The sequence below is a fragment of the Psychrobacter sp. APC 3281 genome (assembly GCF_030407815.1).
Taxonomy (GTDB): Bacteria; Pseudomonadota; Gammaproteobacteria; order Pseudomonadales; family Moraxellaceae; genus Psychrobacter.
This window is the reverse complement of record NZ_JASDCS010000011.1, coordinates 1-14,597: the sequence shown is the minus strand read 5'-3', so window position 1 is coordinate 14,597 and position 14,597 is coordinate 1. Positions and strand designations below refer to the sequence as shown.

Genomic DNA, 14,597 nt, shown 5'->3' with positions numbered 1-14,597 from the left:
TTAATACAGAGGCTTCATAAATACAGAAATTTTATAGATAAAAAAATAACATACATGAGTGAATGACTAATATGAGCTGGTTACAGCAGTTATCTTGCGCTTGGCAAAAGACACAATTGCAGCGTCCAGAGCTGGCCTCAATGTTTACGACACCTTCGGCTGAACAGTGGGTAGCGATTGACTGCGAGATGACAGGATTGAACCCCAAGAAGCATCACCTGCTGTCTGTAGCAGCGATACATATTAATGGCAATACCATCGACACGGGTAATGGCATGCATTTGGTTTGCAGACCTCCTGTGATGCCAGACCGCAACACTATTGTCATTCATGGCTTGCGTACCGCCGACGTTGAACATGGCATGAGTTACGATGACATGTTGACCCTACTACTACCATTCATAGGTAATCGACCAATTGTTGGATTCTGCACACAGCTAGACATGGCTTTTTTAAATCCTTTGGTCAAACGCTATATGGGAACATCTCTACCAAACGAAGTCATAGATTTGCGGCACCTTTACAGTCGGCGTATCAGTGGTTACACCCAAGGCCTCTCTAGCCAAGCTCAACATCTGAATCGTATCCTAGCCCATTACAACATTCCTGAACTGGGCGCACACGATGCTTATAACGATGCTGTCATGACGGCGATGGCTTTTTTGCATGTTCGTTAGCAGCAAACCATGCTCTCAGTTTAATCTATAGTTGGAGTTAGTTATCTAAATAAGGGCGTTGTTATTGCTAAAATTGTGCTTCTGACGTCGTGCGCGAAAACAGCAACTCATGTTACCATAGGCTGTTTTTGCCACCTGATGAAAGATGCTCATGCGATACCCTTCTAAACGCCGTCATTACTCTACTGCTGCAACCAAAACCACCACGCTTTGTCGTCATTTGCGACCACTGAACCAACCTAATAAACGTCTATCTAGGTTAGCGTTATTGGCAGCAATTGTGGTCGCGCCGATACATGCACAAGCAGCATTGCCCGCAGCCATTCAAAAAGCCTTGGCGCGTGCCGATCTAACAGAAGCGGATATCAGCATCGTTATTACCCCTGTGGGTGATAAGGCTGCCAGTCGTCTGCCTACTCCTATTCAAGTCATTGATAGTGATGAACCTGACAGCCAATCTGCATCTACTATAGTATCTGAGCACCCAACTACAGGCACCTCTACGGATACAATTAGCAGCTACCCGAGCCATCAGAGCGCGTTAGTTACCATAGAGCAGCGCACTATTGAGAAGCACGAGCAAAAAATACATGCTTATACCGACGACCCTTATACTTATCAGAGCGTAGAGAGCATTCCAACGGTTATTCCTGACGAACCTCAGCATACGCTTGATCAGAATGCCAAAGTACAAGATACCGCGAGCAACAATAAAACCTCTATAAAGATTTCATTTTCGCCTTTGCTAGATCACCAGTCTGACATCCCTCGTACGCCTGCCAGCACCATGAAACTCGTGCCTAGCTTTATCGCTTTGGACACTTTAGGGGCAGATTTTGTGTGGCATACACGGGTTTATCATACTGGCCTTATCATCGGCAACCGTCTACATGGTGACTTGATCATTCAAGGTAGTGGCGACCCAAAAATGACCCACGAGCGCTTAAAACAGTTGCTGTATAAAGTGCAAGCATCCGGTATTCGTCATATCGATGGTGATATCATCATCGACAGCGCTGTTTTTAACAATGTTAGTAAAGATCCTGCCGCCTTTGATAACTCACCGCTACGTCCCTATAATGCCAGCCCAGATGGGTTTTTGGTTAACTTTAGCACCATTGGAATCAAAACTTACCCTCAAGATAATGGCCAAGCAAGTGTGACCTATAAGCCGCGGTTAGCAGACTATCAGCTACCTGCTAAAATCCATACTCGTGCAGCCAGTTGTGGGCAGGCAAGCTATAGCCTAGCGCCGCAGTGGCAAAACACGCAGCTTGTGTTAAATGCCAGTCTCCCAGAGAGCTGCGGTGAGCATGTCTTTTACGTAGCATATCCCAATGCCAAAGAGTTTGCCGCACACGTTATCGCTGCCAAATGGCAAGCATTAGGGAATACTTTGAGTGGACAGGTAATCTCACAAGAAACCCTTTACGAGATTACCAAGACGACGAAACGAGCGTACGGGCTTACGGCTATCGCGATGTCGCCTCTACCTATGGTCAGCTATCCGTCGTTGAATTTAACCGAGCAGATTCATGACATTAACCACTTCTCAAACAATGTCATGGCTGAGCAAGTGGCGCTATCTATAGGCGCTTATGATAAAGAAAGGCTGACTCAAACAATACCTGCTAGCATAACTGCGACTAGTCCAAGCAGTCATGAAGTCAAAGCTAGTAATGAGATGGATAATAAAGTAGCGGCTGATAAATCTAATGGTAAAAAGGCGGATAGCTTATATCAGTTTGGTAAACCTGCTACGACAGATTACCCTGCAGCCTTACAAACCATCAATCAATGGTGGCAAACCAATCTCAGTACGCCGCCGCCTCATTTGACCAATGGCTCAGGACTTTGCCGTGAGTGTACAATCACCGCCGCCAACCTAAGCGAGCTACTGACTTATGCTTATAGTCGACCCAATTTTGAAGCCTATGTCGACTCGTTAGGTGTCGCTGGGGTTAGTGGTACTATTGCCGCTCATAGCGATCGCTTGCCTGAATCAACAGCCACTGGCCGTGCATGGATAAAAACTGGTACGTTAAATAACGTCACTTCAATGGCAGGTTATGTTAAAGGACTGTCAGGACAAGATTACGTTGTCGTTGGTATAATCAATACTGATCAAGCATTAAATCCTTATGCAGCGCGACCTGTGTTAGATGCCATGCTCGACTGGACAGCAAAGCGTTGATATTTTAATTAACGCTTTAAGTCGACTTATTATCAAGAATCTATTTTTTACCTTTATAAAGGTTAGCTTATGTCACGCCAGACAACCAGTCTCAACAAACCTCAGCCGCTTATACAAGTGCAGCCCAAACTGGCTCGATATGTCGGTTTTTTTGCGATTGGATACACGCTTGCCAGTACCATATTTATGATGATACAGACCAAGCTTGCGCTCAATCCACAACTGGTCATGGTAGTTTCTATTATCGTGGGTGCTTATATCGCTGTCAGTAAATTTATCAAACATCAGAAGCGAGCATTAGCGCGAGATGAGATTAATAAATTGATGTTCGGTGGGGTTGTGATTGTCTGGATGCTGACGGTTATTTATTTTTCAGCCATCTGGTTTTGGCTGTTTGATACGATAAGCCGTGAGGTATTGTTTGAGATGGCAATGCAGCGTCCATTGCCCCTGCTTTCATCGTTAATGCTAATGCTAGTCCTTACTCTGGTCAGTGCGCGAATCAGTCTATGGTCTATCAATCGATTATTAGACCCTATACGCAAATCAACGTAAGTACAAACCATCATCTACAAGGTGCTACAAAGTTTTCCCCTGCTAATGCGTAAAATCCGTTAGGCTAAGTTTAAGGCGTGTCATTATTTTAAGAATAGTACTAAAAATTAGACAAAGTAAGGCGCGCCCTAGTAAGTAGTATTTTAGCGATGACTTGTTTTACCTTCATAATAGGAGCGAACATTATGGACATGATCTTTTTTGACAACATAGACAAGCTTGGTCGTATTGTTTTGACGACTGTTATGGTTTACGTGTTGATCGTGACAGTTACCAAAATCTCTGGCAAACGCTCAACGTCACAGCTTAACAACTTCGATTGGATCGTGACGGTCATGATCGGCTCGTTGGGAGCCAGTACAATTTTGCTCAAAGATATTCCCTTTGTTGAAGGGGTTTCGTCTATTTTAGTATTGTACCTATTGCAATTTGTGGTGACCAAATATGCGTCTGTTTCACCGCAATTTAGTAACTTTATTTTATCAGAGCCGCGTATCGTTTTTTATCAAGGGCAGTTTTTGCCAGATGCCATGCGTGATGAGCGCTTGACGCGTCAAGAAATCGAATGTGCCATGCGTTCTGAAGGGATTAATAGTTTTGATGATGTCGAAGCTATTGTTTTTGAGTCTGATGCAAAATTGACTGTCATTCCAAAGCCAAGCCAAGTGGACGATCAAAGCGCAAGTAGCAACGTATCAGAGACGATCAACCCTTTGATGTAAATTGCAGACAATAAACAACGAGCGATACAACTATTAAGAACACGGCCTAATAAGCTTGAATTCAATTATCGAGATGTAAGCATTATGAAAGTAAGGATTTTGACCGTTGGCAATAAAATGCCTAGCTGGGTACAGACGGGTTTTGATGAATATTACAAACGCATTCAACCGATGCTAAGCACAGAAATTATCGAGATTGCGGCAGCCAAGCGGGCAAAAAACCCTTCAGATGCCAATTTGGCACAGTACCGTGATCAGGAAGGTCAGGCTATATTAGCTGCTCATAATGCATCAAGCCGAGAGCAATTGTGGGTATTAGATGTCAAAGGCAAGATGATTTCGACAGAAGGACTGGCTGATAAGCTCGCTGATGGCATGCTGCAAGGCGATGATATTGCCTTGGTCATCGGCGGTGCAGATGGCGTCTCACCAGAAGTATTGGCAAAGGCCGATGCAAAATTATCACTATCAGCACTGACATTGCCGCATCCGCTAGTACGCGTCGTACTTATGGAGCAATTGTATCGCGCGATGAGTATCAATAATAACCACCCTTATCACCGTGGTAATTAAATAAAATACTAAGCTATTTTTTTGATTTGGAACATCAGTCGCAGAATAGATTGAAAAATTGGTGCACGCCCTAATAAATGCAACATGAAATATCCAAAACATGCGACACCCAACGCCTCTAAGCCTTCTCATCAACGTGATGACCATCATAGTGTGCAGACGCCTATCACAGCGGCTGCCGCATGGGAAAATACGTCTGATGTAGCGACGAATACATCTAAGCTACCAGCGCTCTTTATCTCGCATGGCGCACCTACGCTTGCAATTGAGCAGTCTGCGACGACCAGCGCACTGGCACGTATCGGTCAAAACTTACCTAAGCCACGTGCCATCGTCATTATGTCAGCGCATTGGCAGTCAGCAAAGCTAGAGATTAGTAGTAATCCACAGCCAAAGACATGGCATGACTTTTCAGGGTTTTCGCCTGAACTTTACGACATTCAGTATCCTGCTACAGGCCAGCCAGCGTTGGCTGAGACACTTGCTCAGCAGCTGACCGCACGTGGCATTACTTGTAGTGTCAATCCAGTACGTGCCTGTGATCATGGCGTGTGGGCGCCGCTTAGACATCTGTATCCAGAAGCCGATGTACCTATCGTACAGATATCATTGCCGCAGCATTATGACAGTATTGCCTGCTATCAGTTAGGTGCACAGTTAGCACATCTGCGTGATGAGCAAATCCTCGTAATTGGCTCAGGTAACATTACGCATAACTTACAAGCATTGCGCTGGGAAGCCGACAGCATCGATCAAGCAGCCAAAACGTTTAAGCAATGGTTGTTGCAGCAGCTCAAAATAGACGTTCCCACGGCGCTCGACTGGCAGCAATACCCAGACTACAAGGACATTCATCCAAGTGATGAGCACTTGCTACCGTTGTTTTTTGCATTAGGTACTGGTCAGCGCGTCTCTGTCGTTCATCAAAGTATGGCCCATCATAGTTTGGGTATGGATATCTATCGCTTTGATTGATTGAGTGCGACCAATGCGAACACTAAAATTTAACCCTACTTCTCAAAAGCGTGTTTGGTAAATAAACCAGCGCGCTCCATCTCGCCCGCCACACTGAATAATGTCGCTTCATCATTCATACGCCCGATTAACTGCATACCAATCGGTAGGCCTTTTTTGCTCATACCAACGGGTACTGACATCGCAGGTAACCCTGTAACATTACCCAATAATGTAAAGCCCATTTTACCTAATACAGGGGCACTAAGCTTTTCTATCATGCCTGAGTTAAAGGCATATCTACCCATATTAAAACCTTTATTAAGCACCTCAGCGCTACGCATCATCATCTCATCCATACGGCTAGGCGGTAACACACCATGCTTTACCGCAGGCGTGGGCACAGTCGGGCATAAAATCATGTCGTAGTCTTCTAGCAATAGACCCGTCTGATACTGGCTATGATGCCAGCCATGTTTGGCATGTGCCAAATCAACCGCTGATAGCGAACGCCCAAGCAGTGCCATATTATAGGTTTGCGGCTCTAGGTTTTTGATCTGGTCAGCCCCAAATTCACGCTCGATGTTATCAATTGTAAATGCCGTATGCGCGCAGACCACAACGATAAAGTCATGCCAAAACTGCTCGATATTGATGTTTGGCTCGGCTGGTACTACTTCATGACCCATAGACTCTAGTTGCTTAGCCGTTTGCTCAAGTACCGCCAACACTTCTTTGTCCACTGTCGTATTGGCTATCAAAGGCTGCTGATGCAAAGCTATTTTTAGCTTTCGCGGTGCACGCATCGCCGCTTGCAGAAACGTACCGTCTGGCGGAGCTATAACATAAGGGGCGCCAATCTCTGCTCCACTAGTGGCATCTAGCATCGCTGCACTATCGCGTACCGAACGCGTAATGACATGGTCAGCAACGGCGCCTTCCCAACCTTCACCAAGATTAGGGCCCATTGGATTGCGTCCGCGGCTTGGCTTTAACCCAAACGTACCGCACCAAGCCGATGGAAAACGTATCGAGCCGCCACCATCACCGCCGCCTGCCATCGGTACGATACCGCTCGCAACTGCTGCTGCACTGCCCCCTGACGAGCCGCCAGAGCTATAGCCTTTCTTAAAAGGATTATGAGTAGCACCATGCGCTTTTGGCTCAGTGGTGATAATCAAACCAAACTCAGGCGTATTAGTCTTGCCAAAGGTATTAACGCCTGTCGCTTTCATCCTTTTGACGATTTCGCTGTCTTTCTCTGAAATGATATTGACACTGCGACTGCCCATCGTAATCGGCTCATCGGCAAAGCTGAAAGATAAATCTTTTAGTAAATACGGCACGCCAGTAAATACACCTGAAGGTAAACCTGCCTGCGCGGCATTATAAGCACGCTCATCAAATCGATGCACGATAGCATTTAGCTTAGGGTTGATTTGATTGGCTTGATGGACAGCAGCATCTAGCAATTCCTTCGCGCTGACCTCACCTGAATTGACCAATGCCGCTAAAGCTAGCCCATCATATTGAGTATATTCTTTAAACATAACTAACCTTCCTTGGAGAGTAATTTTATTAAGACTATGTAGCATTCATATTTTCTAAAACTAATGACTATTTTTTATAAACTCTTGTCAGTTTAGTATAAAAAAACGTACCTGATATTTGATAAACGGACTCGTTAGTCATCTTGTCGATTTCACTAGTTAATGAGCCAGTATACGAATCTACTTTTCACACCCTAGAGCATACTGAATAATAAGAGCTTACTTCTAAGCCCTCAATTTATAAAAGCATTATTAAGTTTCTTCCATAAAAAAACGAGCCATTTTCATGACTCGCTTTTTCGTTATCAACTTAATAATTGATCCTACATCAATAGTTCACGCTTACCACTTTTGCCCATCGAGCTGACCAATCCAGCTTCTTCCATAGAGTCGACAATACGCGCAGCACGGTTGTAGCCGATGCTGAATTTACGCTGAATGCTTGAAGCAGAAACTTTACGTGTTTCCATGATAAAGGCCACGGCATCATTATATAAATCATCATCTTCACCAGAGGCATTGGCTGTACTACCACCGCCTGGGCTAGATAATTCAAAGTTGCCTGCCATATTATCAATATAGTCAGGGGCGCCGCGCTCACGCCACGCATCACAGACACGGTTAACTTCTTCGTCACTGACATAAGCACCATGTACACGATCCGGCTCAATCTGCCCTGGTCCCAAGAACAACATATCACCGTTACCTAGCATATCCTCAGCACCGCCACTATCCAAAATCGTACGTGAATCGACTTTTGAGTTGACTCGTAGTGCCGCACGCACTGGGATGTTGGCTTTGATCAGGCCCGTAATGACATCGACTGACGGACGCTGAGTCGCTAGCATTAAATGAATACCAGCAGCACGCGATTTCTGCGCCAAACGTGTGATGAGCTCTTCGGCTTGTTTACCAACTTGCATAATCATATCGGCAAACTCATCCGCGACAATAACAATCATGGGTAAGGTTTTTAGCTTGGGTGCTTGGCTAATACTTACGCTGTCATTCGGACGCCATAGAGGATCGAGCATTGGATTGCCTGATTTTTCCGCCGCGATGACCTTCTTATTGAACTCATTGAGCTTACGAACTTTTAGTAAGCTCATCAATTGATAGCGTCGTTCCATCTCAGCCACACACCATGACAAGCTACTGGCCGCTTCCGTCATATCGGTGACTACTGGCGTTAACAAATGTGGAATATCGTTATAGTTAGCAAGTTCAAGCTGCTTTGGATCAATCAAGATAAGACGCAGCTCATTGGGTGTATATTTGAGTAGCATCGATAGTAGCATCGAGTTGACCAATACTGATTTACCAGAACCTGTGGTACCAGCGACTAGCATATGCGGTGCACGCGCAAGGTCGGTAATGATTGGGTTACCACCGATGTCTTTACCCATCGCCATGCTAATCTGCGCTTTCGGGTCTTTGAACGTTTCGGTGTTGAGCAATTCAATCAAACGTACCATTTCACGTTTCTTGTTAGGTACTTCGATACCGATGTACGGTTTACCCGGAATTACTTCGACCACACGCAAAGAAGCCATCGATAGTGAACGCGCTAAATCACGCGAGATACCTGTGACTTTACTAGCCTTCACACCAGCAGCCAGCTCCACTTCGAAACGGGTGACGACAGGGCCAGGGATAGCATTAACCACAGAGGCCTTTACATTAAATTCTTGTAGTTTAATTTCTAGCAATTCAGACAACTTTTCAAGCTCAGCCACAGTATAGCTAGGCTTGCGGTCAGGATCTGGCTTATCCAATATAGAGACTTCTGGAATAGGTGTTAGACTGCTGCGATAAGCTGCCGTTTGCATCGAGCGTGATTTCTGACTGAAGGCTGCGTCATCACTAATATGTGGCATGACCGGTACATTGGTGTCGTCATCACTGTCATCCTCTGGCATCATATCGGTGATATGGTTGCTGCTATCGCCTTCTGGGACAGCAAAACTGACAGATGGCTGGGTAGGCGTTTTAGGCTCAGGCTGTACATTGGAGACTGGGCTAGTCACTTCTACCGTTGGCGCTGCTTTTGGATTGGCAGGAGGCGTATTGGTTGGTGTCATGTCTGAAGCGTCTGACACATCTGGCAATGCAGGCTCAGTCTCTACTGTTACCGGAGCGACTTCAAGCTCAGAGACTATTGCCGCATTATTAGTCTGTGGCAACTCTACAGGCGTATCAGACAGTTGATTGGCTGAATCCTGTGCAAAACTAATAGGCTCTTCAACCGTAGGTTCTGGTGTCTTCTCTGGTACTACTGGCTCAGCTGCTACAGTTTCCTGAACAGGCTTAGAGTCTTCATACGTTTCTACAACAGATTCTGTAGGTTCTGATATATCAGCATGCTCTGCCAACCATGCTTCTGCTAATTTATCTACTTCTGCAGTCTCATGTGTCGTAGAGACTTTAGGTACATTAGGTTCAACGACTGGCTGACTGGCTAAATTACTACTCACTGGCTCATCAACTGATGACTGAGCTAATGATTCTTTATCATATACAACTGGTTGAGCAACCGCTTCCGTCATGATAGTGGTCACAGTAGCAGGTACTGTTTTTTCTAACGATGCCGTGGTACTAGTACCCGTTTGGGAATAGTTGGGTACAGGCATAGCCGAGCTGTCCATGCCATGAGCACTGTAAGCCATCTGCTCACTTGCAAGTAAATCATCGACCGTATTGGCATCATTCCACGCAAAGCTTGGCTCAACTTTGCGAGCAATAGGTGCAGTCAAGTTTGAGGCTAATGGCTGGACTGCATTGTCGGCTGTATTATCAGTAGCAGCTTTAAACTTTTCTGTATCGGTATTTGCCTGCTCACCTTTTGAGCTATTAGGTGTTGCCGCTGCTTTTGCTGCGATGACAGAGGCTTTGACACTATCTGCCAACCCTGAGGTTGCCAAAAAGTCTGACAAGACACTACCGAAACGTCCACTACTGCTGACGTCTTGAGTACCACTAGAATTTTCCGCAGACTGTAACTCAAGTGGGAGCTGCTCATGCTCTACTTTTTTATCTACCGGTTCATCTAAGTTTTGGCTATCATTTTCTGATGCAATGCTCGGTTCAGTAGCTTCGATAGCATTCTGACTTTTTACACCTGAGCCAAGCCATGATAGTGTACGAACCTTTTGATATATCGTCATCCAATGGATGTTAAAGGCAAACGTAGCGGTAATCACAACGAATACTGCTAAGAAAACCACACTCCCCCACTGCGATAGCAGCTGTGTCAAACGCGCCTGTAACTCTAGCCCGATAATACCACCAGCGACACCTTCGAGGCCGATTGCGTCAGGGTTCGTGACTTGTTGAACTAAAGAGACCAATTGTGCAAACAATGCGCTAGCACTTAATAGTAAAAACACATAAGCGACCAATCGCATGAGCCAAAACGTTGGCTTGTTTTCCCACCAAATTAGGATAGATTCATAAACCACGAATGCCAAAAACCACCAAGCGCCAAACCCAAAAAAGCTGTAAAGCAAATCGGATAACCATGCACCTGCCTCGCCGCCCATATTATTAATCGTGGTCATGTCACTACTAATGTGCGACCAGCTAGGATCGTTGCCTGTGTAAGTCATCAAAATGACAAACAGATAAACGGCCAGTATTAACCCAAGGAGGGTAAACATTCCCTTTTTTAAATACTCAATAAGCGGTGCTGATATCACGTAAGATCTGCCTTGTTATTAATACTAAATGGTCGCCAATGCATGACTAAGCCTAATCATGCTGACATAAAGTGTTGACATAAATGTACCGAGCGAAGTGTTTGTTTGGCATGTGCCGATCATAGAGCCTTCAAACAACCGTTATCGCTTGGCTCCTACTACACTTGGCATAACTTCTTATAATAACAAATACATAGGTGCAGTGGCGACAGTCTTCTCAAGAAAGCGTGTAAGAAAGTAAATCAGTAGACACTTTGCGTAAGAAAACAGCTGGTTAGCGAAACACGAGTGGCAAAATATGGCTAACTGTATTGCCTAAATTCTATAAAATAGTCTCTGTTTTTGCACTTATGTTCCAAAGTTATTTATTCTTTGATTCTAATGATACCTGTGTTTGTTTTAGCAAACTTGCACTTTGTGCGCTGTGCCCTTATGTTATTATCACACAGCAATTAGAAGAAGCATATTCGTAGTCATTTTTGATATTCCTCTTTTATTATATTTATAACTTACATTTTTAATTCGTATATTTAGCAAGGAACAACTCATGGCAACTGACACTACTGCTCCACGTCACGAAAAGCTCATTATTTTAGGCTCAGGCCCTGCTGGCTACTCTGCCGCAGTCTATGCAGCACGCGCTAACCTTAAGCCAGTTATGGTTACTGGTATGGAAGTCGGTGGACAATTAACCACCACTACTGAAGTCGACAACTGGCCAGGCGATGCGCATGATTTGACAGGTCCTGCATTGATGGAACGTATGAAAGCACATGCTGAACGTTTCGGTACTGAACTGGTCTATGATCATATCAACGAAGTAAACCTAAATGAGCGTCCTTTTCAATTGACAGGTAACAACGGTAGCTATACTTGTGACGCACTCATTATCTCAACTGGTGCATCTGCACAGTACTTGGGACTAGAATCAGAAACCAAGTTCAGAGGGCTTGGTGTATCAGCCTGCGCCACTTGTGATGGTTTCTTTTATAAAAACCAAAAAGTTGCGGTAATTGGTGGTGGTAATACAGCGGTTGAAGAAGCTTTGTACTTATCTAATATTGCGTCTGAAGTGACCTTAGTACATCGCCGTGACAGCCTACGCTCTGAAAAAATCCTACAAGACAAGCTGTTTGAAAAAGCCAAAAATGGTAATGTCAAAATCGAATGGAACCACCAAGTAAAAGAAGTGGTCGGTGATGACATGGGCGTCAATGGCGTCGTCATCGAATCAATGATTGATGGCAGTACCAAACAACTAGATACAATGGGTATGTTTGTCGCTATTGGTCATAAGCCAAATACTGACTTGTTCAAAGGTCAGTTGGATATGAAAGATGGCTATCTAATCGTTAATAGTGGCTTGAATGGTAATGCTACTCAGACCAGTATCGAAGGTGTGTTTGCCGCAGGTGACGTAGCTGATCACGTTTACCGTCAAGCCATCACTTCTGCTGGCACTGGCTGTATGGCTGCGTTGGATGCTGAAAAGTACTTGGATGCACTGGGCGAAACCGTCGCTCGTGATCACACTTACGATTCAACCCTAACTGCAGATAAAGAAGCCTAAATGAGCAACTTTACTCAACAGCACGATAAACACATTACGCCTGAGACTTTAAGAAGTCTTGGGCGTTATGACTTTCCTGATCCTATTTCTATTGATCCTGATGGTATTGGCATCGTCGCTATGGGCGGTGACCTAGCACCTGAAACGCTGATATCAGCCTATGCTCAAGGACTATTTCCTTGGTTTAACGAAGATGAGCCTATTGCTTGGTGGTGTCCTGAGCCGCGTTGCGTGATTGTCCCATCTGCCTATCAACCGAGTAAGTCTCTACGTAAGCAAGCAAATCGCGAACGTTGGCAAGTGACGCTTAATCAAGCTTTTAACGATGTCATACATGCCTGTAGCTTACCGCGCAGTGATGGCCTTAATGACAATCATCCCGAAGGTGAGCATACTTGGATTCATGATGAGATGATCGAAGCTTATACCAAATTGCATGCGCAAGGCTTTGCTCATAGCATTGAAGTTTGGAACGAGGCAGGTCAACTGATTGGCGGATTATACGGGTTAAAAATAAACGGCATCTATTTTGGTGAATCAATGTTTCATCGAGCATCTAATGCATCAAAGCTAGCGTTTTGGGGTCTGATGCGCTTATGTGAACAAAGTGATGTCGCACTCGTCGACTGTCAGTTACCGAACGATCATTTGATGAGTTTAGGTGCGACCACCTTACCGCGTGCTGATTTCCTAGCTCAGTTAGACAACTTAATAGGCAGCCAGTCTGTGCCATGGCAAAAGCACTCTCATAAACCGTTAGCCGTGTCACTACTGGATAGCGAATCGCCTTGGCAACTAGAGTTATGATTATCATAGCGAAAAAATAAGAGGTTATTATGGCACTTGATACATCGTTTCTATTGATTGGTGAGCTAGCAGCAAAGGCCAATACGACCAAAGATACGGTTCGTCATTACGAGCAATTAGGCCTACTAAAATCTCGCAAGCGTCAGGCAGGCTCACGTCTATATACCGAATTTCATCCAGAATGTATCGAACGCATAGAGCTGATCAAAAGTGCGCAAGCTATTGGCTTCACCCTTACTGAAATTAAAAACAGCTTAAATGATTATTATGATGGTCATTTGGATATTGATTCGCAGCTCATACTCACTCAGCAAAAGCTAGAACAAGTCAAAAAACAGCAAGCCAATATCAGCATAATGGTTGAGCTACTAAGCGAACGCTTGGATATTTTAGGTCGAATGAAAGCAGATAGTGATTATCAGCTTGATGTGGAAGTCTGTAAAAAGAAAATTCCTTTGCAATAAAGCTTAAACCTTAGTTAATCCTGCTTTTATGTCATAGCTGTTATCGCCACTTTTATTATCACTGCTTATTTTTTATCAAGCTTTATTTTCTTTGTTAAATATAAGTATGCTGCATGATCAATGCATCGACTGCTGGTTTATGTGGCATTTTATAATATCCTTTACGCTTATGAATAATATTGAATGCCTGTTGCTCGTATAACGCTATCGCCGCCGTATTGTCTGCACGTACTTCTAACAAAAGACTCTCTACTTGATTGAGCTGTAACACCTCATGCAGTTTATTCAATATCTGTGAAGCAATACCTTGTCGTTGATACTTTGGATCAGTTCCGATACGCAACACCTCTGCTTGCTCAAAAGTCATTTGATATAAACAATAACCAACTATCTTACGATGAGAAACACTCTCTTCTTTGGCTTGATCGTAAGCAATCAGCAGACGAATACTGTCCTGCTCAAGCAACTCAGTCAATGTTTTCTGATTCCAAGCATCATCTGGTTGCACCATCGCTTCTATATTAGCAACGGTTTGAATAACGTTTTCAAGTTCTACTGCATTTGTTGGTAATACTTCTATCGCAAACATGACGTTCCTTTTACATGATTATTATTAGGCTGTTTTTATTATTATATTATGCTTAGATGATATATGTAGAGCTTGCCATACATTCATGTAGACTCGTAATTATACAATCAATTTTCTCCAATAAAAAAAGGCCACCCTAGATAGGATGGCCTTTTTTATGACTAATTCATAAGCTCATTGCTGAAACTTAAGTCTTAGTTCAATACGTTAGCAACAACACCAGCGCCTACAGTACGGCCGCCTTCAC

General features: G+C 44.2%; 12 protein-coding genes. 9 read left to right on the top strand and 3 right to left on the bottom strand.

The genetic code is table 11. The features are described 5' to 3' along the window. Positions 1-71 precede the first annotated feature (71 nt). From QL886_RS10580 to QL886_RS10555, 6 genes are all read left to right on the top strand, one after another. Positions 72-677, top strand: coding sequence for a 3'-5' exonuclease (locus QL886_RS10580; protein ID WP_290178689.1), 606 nt, complete (start codon positions 72-74; stop codon positions 675-677). Between the two features lie 151 nt (positions 678-828). After that, positions 829-2,871: a D-alanyl-D-alanine carboxypeptidase gene (locus tag QL886_RS10575; protein ID WP_290178688.1), complete on the top strand. Its 2,043-nt coding sequence runs from the start codon at positions 829-831 to the stop codon at positions 2,869-2,871. Between the two features lie 69 nt (positions 2,872-2,940). Then, on the top strand, positions 2,941-3,426 hold the full coding sequence (locus QL886_RS10570) for an ABZJ_00895 family protein (RefSeq protein WP_290178687.1): 486 nt from the start codon (positions 2,941-2,943) through the stop codon (positions 3,424-3,426). Positions 3,427-3,611: 185 nt separating this feature from the next. Further along, positions 3,612-4,148, top strand: a complete 537-nt coding sequence (locus tag QL886_RS10565; RefSeq protein ID WP_290178686.1) for a YetF domain-containing protein — start codon at positions 3,612-3,614, stop codon at positions 4,146-4,148. Positions 4,149-4,232: 84 nt separating this feature from the next. Then, entirely contained in the window at positions 4,233-4,721 is a 489-nt protein-coding gene (gene rlmH / locus QL886_RS10560) for a 23S rRNA (pseudouridine(1915)-N(3))-methyltransferase RlmH (protein WP_290178685.1), read from the top strand. 84 nt (positions 4,722-4,805) lie between these two features. Continuing rightward, positions 4,806-5,696, top strand: a complete 891-nt coding sequence (locus tag QL886_RS10555; protein ID WP_290178684.1) for a class III extradiol ring-cleavage dioxygenase — start codon at positions 4,806-4,808, stop codon at positions 5,694-5,696. A 35-nt stretch (positions 5,697-5,731) separates the two neighbouring features. Here QL886_RS10555 and QL886_RS10550 read toward each other — a convergent pair whose 3' ends face one another. Together QL886_RS10550 and QL886_RS10545 are read right to left on the bottom strand one after the other, a co-directional pair. Continuing rightward, positions 5,732-7,225 (bottom strand): amidase, encoded by a 1,494-nt coding sequence (locus tag QL886_RS10550; RefSeq protein WP_290178683.1) that lies wholly within the window; start codon positions 7,223-7,225, stop codon positions 5,732-5,734. Between the two features lie 323 nt (positions 7,226-7,548). After that, positions 7,549-10,881: a DNA translocase FtsK 4TM domain-containing protein gene (locus QL886_RS10545; RefSeq protein ID WP_290178682.1), complete on the bottom strand. Its 3,333-nt coding sequence runs from the start codon at positions 10,879-10,881 to the stop codon at positions 7,549-7,551. 586 nt (positions 10,882-11,467) lie between these two features. Between QL886_RS10545 and trxB the strand changes: the two genes are divergently transcribed. From trxB to QL886_RS10530, 3 genes are read left to right on the top strand one after another with little or no spacing between them, the layout of a single operon-like run. Then, on the top strand, positions 11,468-12,490 hold the full coding sequence (gene trxB, locus QL886_RS10540; protein ID WP_057758497.1) for a thioredoxin-disulfide reductase: 1,023 nt from the start codon (positions 11,468-11,470) through the stop codon (positions 12,488-12,490). After that, a complete protein-coding gene (aat, locus tag QL886_RS10535) occupies positions 12,491-13,297 on the top strand; it encodes a leucyl/phenylalanyl-tRNA--protein transferase (protein ID WP_290178680.1) in 807 nt (268 codons plus the stop codon). Positions 13,298-13,326: 29 nt separating this feature from the next. Next, positions 13,327-13,761, top strand: coding sequence for a MerR family transcriptional regulator (locus QL886_RS10530; RefSeq protein WP_102078510.1), 435 nt, complete (start codon positions 13,327-13,329; stop codon positions 13,759-13,761). A gap of 94 nt (positions 13,762-13,855) precedes the next feature. Here QL886_RS10530 and rimI read toward each other — a convergent pair whose 3' ends face one another. Beyond that, positions 13,856-14,350 (bottom strand): ribosomal protein S18-alanine N-acetyltransferase, encoded by a 495-nt coding sequence (gene rimI, locus QL886_RS10525; RefSeq protein ID WP_290178679.1) that lies wholly within the window; start codon positions 14,348-14,350, stop codon positions 13,856-13,858. Positions 14,351-14,597: the final 247 nt, after the last annotated feature.